Source organism: Mammaliicoccus sp. RAM2 (genome assembly GCF_045897195.1).
In the GTDB taxonomy this organism is placed as follows: Bacteria; Bacillota; Bacilli; order Staphylococcales; family Staphylococcaceae; genus Mammaliicoccus; species Mammaliicoccus sciuri.
Window position 1 is genome coordinate 61,185 of record NZ_JBJNWI010000007.1, and the last position, 12,219, is coordinate 73,403.

The 12,219-nt window shown below is 35.1% G+C and carries 8 protein-coding genes and 1 other annotated feature; of the genes, 1 reads left to right on the forward strand and 7 read right to left on the reverse strand.

Annotated elements, in window-relative coordinates; genetic code table 11:
- Nucleotides 1-27: 27 nt before the first annotated feature.
- Nucleotides 28-223, reverse strand: a binding site (T-box leader).
- Between the two features lie 48 nt (nt 224-271).
- From hutI to hutP, 5 genes are all read right to left on the reverse strand, one after another.
- Nucleotides 272-1,513, reverse strand: a complete 1,242-nt coding sequence (hutI, locus tag ACJTHF_RS11185) for an imidazolonepropionase (protein WP_107609038.1) — start codon at nt 1,511-1,513, stop codon at nt 272-274.
- A complete protein-coding gene (gene hutU, locus ACJTHF_RS11190; RefSeq protein ID WP_058590712.1) occupies nt 1,506-3,173 on the reverse strand; it encodes a urocanate hydratase in 1,668 nt (555 codons plus the stop codon). The genes hutI and hutU overlap by 8 nt, the downstream gene beginning before the upstream one ends.
- A 17-nt stretch (nt 3,174-3,190) precedes the next feature.
- Nucleotides 3,191-4,501, reverse strand: coding sequence for a YjiH family protein (locus ACJTHF_RS11195; RefSeq protein ID WP_078354849.1), 1,311 nt, complete (start codon nt 4,499-4,501; stop codon nt 3,191-3,193).
- Between the two features lie 27 nt (nt 4,502-4,528).
- Nucleotides 4,529-6,013: a histidine ammonia-lyase gene (hutH, locus tag ACJTHF_RS11200; RefSeq protein ID WP_048542867.1), complete on the reverse strand. Its 1,485-nt coding sequence runs from the start codon at nt 6,011-6,013 to the stop codon at nt 4,529-4,531.
- A gap of 94 nt (nt 6,014-6,107) precedes the next feature.
- Nucleotides 6,108-6,545 (reverse strand): hut operon transcriptional regulator HutP, encoded by a 438-nt coding sequence (hutP, locus tag ACJTHF_RS11205; protein ID WP_078354850.1) that lies wholly within the window; start codon nt 6,543-6,545, stop codon nt 6,108-6,110.
- Nucleotides 6,546-6,767: 222 nt separating this feature from the next.
- Between hutP and ACJTHF_RS11210 the strand changes: the two genes are divergently transcribed.
- Complete coding sequence (locus ACJTHF_RS11210; RefSeq protein ID WP_048542870.1) at nt 6,768-7,577, forward strand: NAD(P)H-hydrate dehydratase; 810 nt, start codon at nt 6,768-6,770, stop codon at nt 7,575-7,577.
- A gap of 72 nt (nt 7,578-7,649) precedes the next feature.
- On the opposite strand, the gene gyrA is transcribed toward ACJTHF_RS11210, so the two are convergent.
- Nucleotides 7,650-10,250 (reverse strand): DNA gyrase subunit A, encoded by a 2,601-nt coding sequence (gene gyrA / locus ACJTHF_RS11215; RefSeq protein WP_078354851.1) that lies wholly within the window; start codon nt 10,248-10,250, stop codon nt 7,650-7,652.
- A 33-nt stretch (nt 10,251-10,283) separates the two neighbouring features.
- Complete coding sequence (gene gyrB, locus ACJTHF_RS11220) at nt 10,284-12,206, reverse strand: DNA topoisomerase (ATP-hydrolyzing) subunit B (protein WP_025906237.1); 1,923 nt, start codon at nt 12,204-12,206, stop codon at nt 10,284-10,286.
- Nucleotides 12,207-12,219: the final 13 nt, after the last annotated feature.

Genomic DNA, 12,219 nt, shown 5'->3' on the forward strand with positions numbered 1-12,219 from the left:
AAAAAGCACCACGTTCCTCGTTGTTACACAAGGGACGTGGTGCTTACGCGTTGCCACCCTATTTAACAGTTATTAAAAACTGCACTCTAAGTCATATAACGGTTTCTACCGATTGTTCTTCTTAAAAGGATAGATTCGTTTAAGTTTCATGACTTGTTTACACCAACCACAAGCTCTCTATACATGTACGCTTAAATTACTTATTCCTAAACAATATAGTTATTAAATTAACATAAATATATCAAATTGATATCATATTTTCAAGCTATACTTATGATTCAGTCAAGAGACCTGTGTTTTCATAGACTTTTTTGCCGTTAATGATGACTGTTTCGGCATGATTTACACCGTAATGATATGGTAAATATTCATGGTTTGGAATATCCCATACAACTACATCAGCTTGATCGCCAACTTCAAGTGTACCTGCTTCTGCATCAATTGCTTTAGCTGCATTAACTGTAACAGCATTCCAAATTTCATTAGGCGTAAGCTTAAGCTTTAATGCCGCAATGCTCATTACAAGTTGAAGATTGTTCGTAACACAGCTACCTGGATTGAAGTCTGTCGCAATTGCAACAGCACCATTATGATCAATCATACCTCTTGCATCTGCATATTGATCTTTACCTAAATAGAACGTTGTGCCTGGCAATAATACAGCTACAGTGGCACTGTCTTTTAACGCTGCCTTATCTTCTTCACTAGAAGCTACGAGATGGTCTGCAGATATTGCACCTTCATCTATCGCTAACCCTAGTCCACCAAGTGGATCGATTTCATCAGCATGAATTTTAACTTTTAAACCTTTATCTTTTGCTGCTTGCATATAACGTCTTGATTCATCAATTGTGAACACACCTGTTTCACAGAAGATATCCGCGAAGTCAGCTTTATCTTTCACATCATCTAATAAATCAATCATTTCTTGTAAGAATGTTGCATTGTCTTTCGCATCTTTAGGCACTGCGTGTGGTCCTAAAAATGTATGTTTCATTCGAATCGGTAAGTCTTGCGCTAATTGATGTGCCACATTTAATTGTTTTAATTCAGTTGCTTTATCTAAACCGTAACCACTTTTAGCTTCTACAGTTGTCGTACCGAATTGAATCATTCTAATAATTTCTTTTTTAGATTTTTCGTATAGTGTTTCTTCACTTGATTCACGAGTCGCTTCAACCGTACTTAAAATACCGCCACCTTGTTTCAAGATATCAAGATAACTTACCCCTTGTTGTTTAAGTGCCATTTCATGTTCTCTAGATCCACCAAACACTAAGTGTGTATGTGCGTCTACTAAGCCTGGTGATACGACTTTATGAGTGGCATCAATGACTTCTTTAGCTTCAAATTCTTCAGTATGATCACCTGCATAAACGACTTTACCTTCATTTATAACAACTGTGCCATTCTTGATAATATTTAATTCATTTAAAGCTTTCCCTTTAAGAGGTCCGTCAGTTTTCTTCGGTAAAATTAATTCGCCTATATTTTGGATTATGATATCATTCATGGTTATCTTTCTCCTTTAACATTGGAATATCTACGTTTCTTTCTTTTGCAGTATCAATTGCAATGTCATACCCTGCATCAGCATGTCTTGCTACACCCATACCTGGATCAGTTGTTAATACTCTGCCTAGTCTTCTATCAGCGCGTTCACTACCGTCTGCTACAACGACCATACCAGCGTGTAATGAGTATCCCATACCTACACCGCCACCATGGTGAACTGAAATCCAAGAACCACCTGCAGCTGTGTTTACAAGTGCATTTAAGATTGCCCAGTCACCTACAGCATCTGATCCGTCTTTCATTGATTCTGTTTCTCTATTTGGTGATGCTACTGAACCTGAATCTAAGTGGTCACGTCCAATAACGATTGGTGCTGATATTTCACCTTTTCTAACAAGTTCATTTAATGCTAATCCCATTTTTGCACGTTCGCCGTAACCAAGCCATGCAATTCTTGAAGGTAAGCCTTGGAAAGCAATTTTTTCACTTGCCATATCCAACCAGCGCATTAATTTTTCGTCTTCAGGGAAGAGTTCGCGCATTAATTCGTCTGCTCTTTCAATATCTTTAGGGTCGCCACTTAAAGCAGCAAATCTAAATGGTCCTTTACCTTCACAGAATAATGGACGGATATATGCAGGTACAAATCCTGGGAAATCAAATGCATTTTCTAAACCTTCATCAAATGCTACTTGTCTAATATTATTACCATAGTCAAATGCAACAGCACCATTTTTTTGGAATAATAACATTGCTTCTACATGTTTTCTCATAGATGCTGAAGACAATTCTACGTATTTTTTAGGGTCACTTTCACGAAGTTTATCCGCTTCTTCAAGTGAATATCCTTCAGGCACATAACCGTTTAATGGATCATGTGCAGAAGTTTGGTCAGTCACGATATCAATTTTAAATCCCCTATTTAAGATTTCATGATGAATTTCAGCAGCATTACCTACTAAACCTATTGATAAAGGTTTACCCGCTTTTTTAGCTTCTTCTGCTTTTTCTAAAGCTTCATCTAATGAATCTGTCATAACATCGCAATATCTTGTTTCGATACGTTTTTCAATTCTAGACGGATCGACGTCTACACAGATAGCGACCCCACCATTCATCGTTACAGCTAATGGTTGCGCACCACCCATACCGCCTAATCCAGCTGTTAACGTAATCGTACCTTTTAATGATCCTCCAAAATGCTGGTTCGCACATTCAGCAAACGTCTCGTAAGTACCTTGAACAATACCTTGAGAACCGATATAAATCCAGCTACCAGCAGTCATTTGACCGTACATCATAAGCCCTTTTTTATCTAATTCATGGAAATGTTCCCAGTTAGCCCATTTAGGTACTAATACAGAGTTTGATAATAATACACGAGGTGCTTCTTCATGCGTTTTGAAAACAGCAACTGGCTTACCAGATTGAACAAGCATCGTTTCATCATTCTCTAATCTTCTTAACGTATCAACAATCGCGTCGAAACTTTCCCAGTTACGCGCAGCTTTACCAATACCACCATATACAACTAACTTCTCAGGATGTTCCGCAACCTCAGGATCAAGGTTGTTGTATAACATTCTTAGAACCGCTTCTTGTTCCCAACCTTTACACTCAATTTCTAAACCTTTTTTCGCTTTAATTGCTCTAGACATATCTCATTTCCCCTTTTCTAAAATATTAATAAACTAAATGGTATTGCAATTAATAAAGTAAGTGCAACACGGATAAACCAAATCACTACTAACTTCCATATTGGAATTTTGATATCTGTTGCTAAAATACAAGGTACCAAAGCAGAGAAGAATATAATTGCTGAGATACTTGTAATTGCTGTAACAAACTTCACTTCAATTGATGCTTTAACAACTAGAAGAGAAGGTAAAAACATTTCTATAATTGAAATCGTTGAAGCTTTTGCTAATAACGGTTTATCATCTATTGGAAAAATATAAATAAATGGATAAAATATATAACTTAGCCAATCAATAATAGGTGTGAAATTAGCTAATACTAAACCTAGAAATCCGATTGATAGGATAGAGGGTAGTATAGCCATTGTCATCTCTATACCATCTTTTAAATTGGTCATGATATTTTTAAATAATGTTAATGATTGGTGTGATTGTCTTTTTGCTTCTGTATAAGCTGTTTTAATATAACTACCTTGGACTTTTACTTCTTTTTGACCTTCTTGGTTATTGTAATATGCTTCCGATTCTCTTGAAATCGGTGGTAAATGTGCAGAAATTGCAGTCACAGCAAATGTAATAACTAATGTCGACCAAAAGAATAAATTCCACATATCCATTATATTTAGTGTCCTTGCGACAATTACCATAAATGTTGCTGACACTGTAGAAAATCCAGTCGCAATGATAACTGCTTCTTTCTTGTTATACATGCCATCTTTATACACTCTATTTGTGATCAATAAGCCTAATGAGTAACTTCCAACGAATGAAGCTACTGCATCAACAGCAGACTTTCCAGGTGTCTTAAATATTGGTCTCATAATAGGTTGCATAAAGACCCCAATAAATTCTAAGAGTCCATAACCTACTAAAAATGATAATGCAATGGCACCTACAGGAATCAATATACTTAGTGGTAACATTAACTTTTCAAATAAGAATGGCCCATAGTTAGGCTGAAATAATAGTTTCGGTCCTATATTAAAGACGTACATACACCCTATTATTGCACCGATGATTTTCACGACAACTAAAATAAAATCTGTCACTGACTTTTTAAAATCCATTCTTATGATAGGTAATATTGCGCCAATTAATATAATGATTAAAGCATAATAAGCAGTATATCCTCCTAATAATGAACGCAATGATAAATGTATATGGTCTACTAGTATCGTATTATTCTTACCAATCGTTATAGGAACAAAAAATAATATAATTCCTAATAAACTAAATACATAAAACCTCCACATATCCTTACCTTTGTTGTTTAGTTGTTGATTATTCATCACAAAACCCCTTTGTTTGTTAAATGATTATCTTAAATATTCACAAACTTTCTCTATATCATGATGGAATACTCTATCTTGTGTTATTGAAGGAACAATCGCTCTTAATTCATCGTATTTCTCTTTTGTCTTAGGCGACAGTTTCTCTACCCCTTTAATTTCTACAGCTTGTAAAGCGATGATACACTCTATTGAAATGACTCTTCTTACATTTTGGATTATCTGATAAGCATGCCTAGCACCAATCGTTCCCATTGATACATGGTCCTCTTGGTTTGCAGATGATGGTATTGAATCAACGCTTGCTGGATGTGCTAATGTCTTATTCTCTGAAACGAGTGATGCTGCTGCATATTGCATAATCATAGCACCACTTTGTAATCCTGGCTCTGGACTTAAGAATGCTGGTAAGCCTCCATTGAGTTGTGGATTAACTAATCTTTCAAGTCTTCTTTCTGATACATTCGCTAACTCAGCGACACCTATTTTTAAGAAATCAACGGCAAATGCAATGGGTTGCCCGTGGAAGTTACCACCTGATATTACAAGAGTTTCATCATCATTATCAAAAATCAACGGATTATCATTAGCTGCATTCATTTCAAATTCTAATTTTTCTTTTACATAATTCAGTACTTGGAAGCTTGCACCGTGAATTTGAGGTATACATCTCAATGTGTATGCATCTTGCACGCGCACTTCACCTTGTTTAGTTGTTAATTTAGAACCTTCTAACCAATTTCTCATACGCTCTGCTACTTCAACTTGTTCGTTAAAGTTTCTTACGATATGCACATGTTCATCATATGCGTCTACAATACCGTTCAGTGCTTGATGCGTTAAAGCAGCAATCCATTCTGCATGATGCGCAATATTTTCAGCTTCAATATATGCAATCACACCTTGAGATGTCATAGCTTGTGTACCGTTTATAAGGGCTAATCCTTCTTTTGCTTGTAATGAGTGTGGCTCTAATCCTACTTCGTGTAAGACTTCTTTCGCATTTCTTGTTTCACCTTTATAATGGACATCTCCTTCGCCAATTAAGGCTAAAGCTAAATGAGATAATGGCGCTAAATCTCCTGAAGCACCTAATGATCCTTGCTCAGGTATGACAGGGATAATTCTTCGATTAATAAATTCTACAAGTAACGCTACAAGTTGCTCAGTAACACCTGAATGTCCTTTTAACATAGTATTTAACCTTAAAACCATCATGATTAATGACACATTATCAGGAAATGGTTTACCTGTACCACAAGAATGAGAACGAATTAAATTGACTTGTAAATCGTTATATTTTTCTTGTTCTATTAGCACATCACTAAATAATCCGAAACCAGTCGTAATACCATAAATCGTTTCTTTATTTTTAATGATTTTTTCAACTGTTTCACGACTTTTTCTGACATTAACTAATGCCTCTTCTGAAATGGATATTTGACCATTTTCTTTTAAGAATTGTTTAATGTCTTGAATTGTTAATTCTTTACCATTCAATACTAAATTCACTAAAAAACACTCCTTTTTAGGACACAAAAAATACAACAAACCTAAATTTGTTGCACCTTTCTTCTATCTAGTATCTAATAGGTGTTTCTATGTCTTATATATGATTAATACCTAATCCAATTGTTTCATGCTCTTTACCTTTAATAGGTGCGCCGATTGTGCCATATAAACTCACAGCTATCCATTCACCTTCTGTTTTATCTTGATAAGGATAACCTCTTACTATTGAAAATTTCAAACCAACCGTTCGCATAATTTCACCAATAGATAATTCACCTCTTGTAATACCATTCACCGCTTCTAAAATCGCATGGTATAACGCGTGTGTTTCTCTATACTGACTTTCCGAAATAATCCCTTGTCTTCTAGCTGCTGTTTCAACAGATGAAATAATTTTATTTAATGACATCGTACCAATTTTGCCTACAATAAATCGCATGTCATGACATTGAGGCATTAACTGCTTTGCTGTTTGTTCATCTGTGATTGTTAATAACGTAGCATACTTGCCAATTGATATTTGTTCAGTCATGTGAAAGCTCCTATCTTATCTAATAACTAATGTCTATATTTATTTTAAGTATACGCTTTCAGAAATTTTCTGACAATACTTTTTAGAACATCCATAACTCAGTGATTGATTAATATATTAGTCTGTTAAAGTAATTTCTTTGTGATCTTTTAGAAAATACACTGTTCAATTTCAACTTTAAGTGGCATAATAAATCGTACAATTATTTGAAGGTGGGTTAATATGAAGACTATTTCATCTGTCACAATTCCAAAAAGAGAACAAGAATCTCACAAAGGGGATTATGGTAGGATATTATTAATCGGAGGTAATGCTAATTTAGGTGGGGCTATTATTTTAGCAGCTAGGGCATGTGTTTTTAGTGGTAGTGGGCTTATAACCGTTTCTACACATTCATCAAATTTTGCTGCATTACATTCAAGATGTCCTGAAGCAATGGTTTCAGATATCACTGATTTAAAAAAGCTTTCCAAATTAATTGAGCAATCGGATTGTATATTAATTGGTCCAGGTCTCGGTTTAGATTTTAAAGGGAATAACACATTAACATTTCTATTTCAGAATATTCAGCCACACCAAACATTAATTATTGATGGAGATGCTATTACAATTTTAAGTAAGTTAAAGCATACTTTACCTGAATGTGAGATTATCTTTACACCTCATCAAAAAGAATGGGAAAGACTGAGTAATATCCCGATTGAAGAACAAACATATGAAAATAATAAAGAAGCGGTTGATGCTTTAAATGCAACAGTCGTATTGAAAAAACATGGTACTGAATTATTCTTTAAAGATCATGAATATAAATTATCTATCGGTACACCTGCTATGGCAACAGGTGGAATGGGAGATACGTTAGCAGGTATGATCACAAGTTTCGTTGGACAATTTGAGTTAGAAGAAGCGGTTATTAACGCAACTTATATTCACAGTTATATTGGTGAAAAGCTTTCTAAAGATATGTATATCGTACCGCCATCCAAACTTATAGATGAAATTCCATATGCTATGAAATCATTCGAAGCATAAATATTCAAAATAAAAAAGCATATCACGCTACTGATGATGATCAGTAAGATTGTGATATGCTTCTTTTATATATTATTCTTCGTTATTATCTTGTTCTTCGATGTCTTCATTCACACGTTCAATGAAGTCTTCTCTTAAATCTTCTTTACCATCTTGTGTTTCAGTTTCAACAACTTCAGTCTCTGTTGTTTCTTCTAACACACCTTCAACTGGTGATTCTGCAATTTCATTTTCATCTGGTTCAACTTTAGCTACTGTTGCCACATGTTGATTATCACCTAAACGAATTAATCTTACACCTTGAGCACTTCTACCATTTTGAGAGATATCCGCTACGTGTAGTCTAATAATAACACCTGAATTTGTAACAATCATCAAGTCTTCGTCACCGTTGACAGTTGTGATACAAACAAGGTTACCATTCTTCTCAGTTAGCGTGGCAGTCTTAATACCTTTACCACCTCTATTAGAAATACGATATTGATCAGCTGAAGTACGTTTACCATAACCTTTTTCAGTTACGATAAGTATTTCATCTTGTTGATCTTCATCTGTTACATCTAATCCAATAACTTCATCATCTTCTCTTAATGTAATACCCTTCACGCCAGCTGCTGTTCTTCCTAATGGGCGTAATTTAGATTCATCAAAGCGTATCAATGATGCATGTTTCGTACCAATAATGATTTCTTTCGTACCATCCGTCAGTCTAACCGCAATAAGCTCGTCGCCTTCTTTAAAGTTGATTGCAATTTTACCGTTTTTGTTAATTCGTGAGAAATTAGATAATTTAGAACGTTTAACTGTACCATGTTTAGTAGCAAAGACTAAGTAATCTTCTTCACTTGATAAGTCTTTAACAGCTATCATTGTACTAATCATTTCATCTTTATCGATTTCTAAAGCATTAACGATTGGTAAGCCTTTAGATTGTCTAGACATTTCAGGAATTTCATAACCCTTAAGTTTGTATACACGACCTTTATTCGTAAAGAATAAGACATTATCATGTGTACTTAAAGTTACGAGTTGGCTAACAAAGTCATCTTCTATCGTATTCATACCTTGTACACCACGTCCACCTCTATTTTGTGAACGATATGTAGATACCGGTAATCGTTTAATATAGTTGTTATGACTTAATGAAATAACGATTTGTTCTTCTGGGATTAAGTCTTCATCTTCAATTTGATCAAGACCCGCTGCCGTAATTTCTGTACGACGCTCATCACCATATTTATCTCTTATTTCAGTAATTTCTTCTCGGATGATTTCTAGTAATTTTTCTTCATCACTTAAAATCTCTTTTAATTCTTCAATAAGTTTAAGTAAATCTTGATATTCTTTTTCGATTTTGTCGCGTTCTAAACCAGTTAAACGACGTAAACGCATATCTAAAATCGCTTGCGCTTGTCTTTCAGATAGGTTGAAACGATTTTGTAAACCTTCCATCGCTTCTGAGTCACTTTGTGATTCACGAATTAATGTAATGATTTCATCGATATGATCTAACGCAATTCTTAATCCTTCTAGAATATGCGCTCTATCTTGAGCTTTTTTCAAGTTATATTTCGTACGTCTTGTTACGACATCTTTTTGGTGTTCTAAATAATGATATAGAACTGCACGTAAGCCTAATAATTTAGGTTTACCATCAACTAGTGCAATCATATTCACACCAAATGATGTTTGTAATGGTGTTTGTTTATATAGATTGTTCAGAATAACATTAGCATTTGCATCTTTTCTAACTTCTATAACAATACGTACACCGACTTTTAAGCTTGTTTCATCTCTTAAGTCTGTAATACCTTCAATTTTCTTATCACGCGCTAATTCAGCAATTTTCTCGATTAATCTTGCTTTATTAACTTGGTAAGGTATTTCAGATACGACGATACGTTCCTTACCATTTTTCATAACTTCAATTTCAGAACGAGCTCTCATTAAGATTGATCCACGACCAGTTTCGTATGCACGTCTAATTCCGCTTCTACCCATAATTAAACCAGCTGTTGGGAAGTCAGGACCTTGAACGATATCCATTAACTCATTTGTTGTAATTTCTGGGTTATGACTAAGCGCTAATACGCCGTCTATAACTTCATTTAAGTTATGAGGTGGAATATTTGTTGCCATACCAACTGCGATACCTGATGTACCATTCACCAATAAATTAGGGAATCTTGCAGGTAAGACTACCGGCTCTCTTTCATTTCCATCGTAGTTGTCTTGGAAATCAATCGTATCTTTATTGATATCTCTTAATAATTCACTTGTGATTTTAGCCATACGTGCTTCTGTATAACGCATTGCAGCAGCACCATCACCATCCATAGAACCAAAGTTCCCTTGGCCATCTACTAATGGATATCTATAACTAAAGTCTTGTGCCATACGTACCATTGCTTCATAAATAGATGAGTCACCGTGTGGGTGATATTTACCCATTACGTCACCAACAATACGTGCAGACTTCTTGTAAGGTTTGTCTGAAGTCATACCTTGATCATTCATACCATATAAAATACGTCTATGAACTGGTTTTAAACCGTCTCTAACATCGGGTAATGCACGAGATACAATTACACTCATTGCATAGTCTAAGAATGATTCTTTCATTTCTTTACTGATGTTACGTTCACTAACTCTTGATTGTGGTATTTCAGCCATTAATCATATCCTCCTTAAATCGTAAATGATGCTTTATATATCTAACGTTGCGTATTCGGCATTTTCTTCAATAAATTGACGACGAAACTCAACAACATCTCCCATAAGCATTTCAAAAGTTTCGTCAGCTTCTATCGCATCTGTTAGTGTTACTTGAAGCATTGAACGATGTTCAGGATTCATTGTTGTTTCCCACAATTGATCAGCATTCATCTCTCCAAGACCTTTATAACGTGCTATAGACAATTTCGGTGTTGAGCTAAGTTCTTCTTTTAATTTATCTAATTCTCTATCGTTAAATACATAATATTTTTTCTTACCTTGTTCAACTTTGTATAAAGGTGGTTGTGCAATGTATACATAACCCGCTTCAATAAGTGGTCTCATAAATCTATAGAAGAATGTTAATAATAACGTTCTAATATGGGCACCATCGACATCGGCATCTGTCATGATAACTAATTTATGATATCTCGCTTTACTAATATCAAACTCTCCACCAATACCTGTTCCCAGTCCTGTAATCATGGCACGAATTTCGTTATTACCTAAAATTCTATCTAAACGTGCTTTTTCAACGTTTAAAATCTTACCACGTAACGGTAGAATCGCTTGTGTCTTAGAGTCACGACCTAATTTAGCAGAGCCACCGGCAGAGTCACCCTCAACGATATATAATTCACATTCTTCAGGTTTCTTACTTGAACAGTCTGCAAGTTTACCAGGTAAGCTTGAAACTTCTAATGCAGATTTACGTCTTGTAACTTCTCTCGCTTTTTTAGCGGCAAGACGTGCTCTAGAAGCCATGACACCTTTATCAACAATAATTCTTGCCACGTTTGGATTCTCTAATAAGAATCGTTCAAAGAGTTCAGAGAATAATTTGTCAACGATTTGACGTACTTCTGAGTTACCTAATTTAGTCTTTGTTTGACCTTCGAATTGAGGATCACCGTGTTTAACAGATACAACAGCAGTCATACCTTCACGTACGTCTTCACCAGAAAGCTTTTCTTCTCCTTCTTTAAGAAGCTTATTCTTAATACCATAGCTGTTAATAACACGCGTTAATGCACGTTTAAATCCATCCTCATGCGTACCACCTTCATAAGTATGAATGTTGTTTGCATAAGTTAATAAATTCGTCGCAAAACCGTTGTTATATTGAATTGCAATTTCAACTTCTACGTCATCTTTAGTATCGTGAATATAAATTGGCTCATCATATAGTACTTCTTTAGATTTATTTAACATTTCAACATAAGATTTAATACCGCCTTCATAGTGGTATGAATCTTCTTGAATGTTTTCGTCATCTCTTTCATCTCTCAAAGAAATTTGGATACCTTTATTTAAGAATGCTAATTCACGAATACGTTTTTGTAATGTTTCATAGTCATATTCAGTTGTTTCAGTAAAGATTTCACCGTCAGCTTTAAAGCGTATTGTTGTACCTGTATGATCTGTATCACCAATGACTTTCAAATCAAATGCTGGTACGCCTCTTTCATACGCTTGATGATAAATTTTATTATTAAGGTGAACGTAAACTTCTAAATTAGAAGATAACGCATTTACGACAGATGAACCTACACCGTGTAAACCACCAGATACTTTGTATCCGCCACCGCCAAATTTACCACCGGCATGAAGTACTGTTAAGATAACTTCTACAGCAGGACGTCCCATTTTCTCTTGAATATCAACAGGTATACCTCTACCGTTATCTGTTACTTTAATCCAATTGTCCTTTTCTATTACAAGTTCAACATGATCTGCATATCCAGCTAATGCTTCATCGATACTGTTATCTACAATTTCCCAAACGAGATGATGTAATCCTCTTGCAGATGTAGAACCTATATACATACCAGGGCGTTTACGGACTGCCTCTAAACCTTCTAATACTTGTATCTGATCTGCACCATAACTTGAAGCGTTATTTTGTTCTGACACGTATTTCCACCTT

What these genes read in the sequence shown, in the direction of transcription:
- hutI (WP_107609038.1), bottom strand. Translation starts at nt 1,513, where the DNA reads ATGAATGATATCATAATCCAAAATATAGGCGAATTAATTTTACCGAAG.
- hutU (WP_058590712.1), bottom strand. Translation starts at nt 3,173, where the DNA reads ATGTCTAGAGCAATTAAAGCGAAAAAAGGTTTAGAAATTGAGTGTAAA.
- ACJTHF_RS11195 (WP_078354849.1), bottom strand. Translation starts at nt 4,501, where the DNA reads ATGAATAATCAACAACTAAACAACAAAGGTAAGGATATGTGGAGGTTT.
- hutP (WP_078354850.1), bottom strand. Translation starts at nt 6,545, where the DNA reads ATGACTGAACAAATATCAATTGGCAAGTATGCTACGTTATTAACAATC.
- ACJTHF_RS11210 (WP_048542870.1), top strand. Translation starts at nt 6,768, where the DNA reads ATGAAGACTATTTCATCTGTCACAATTCCAAAAAGAGAACAAGAATCT.
- gyrA (WP_078354851.1), bottom strand. Translation starts at nt 10,250, where the DNA reads ATGGCTGAAATACCACAATCAAGAGTTAGTGAACGTAACATCAGTAAA.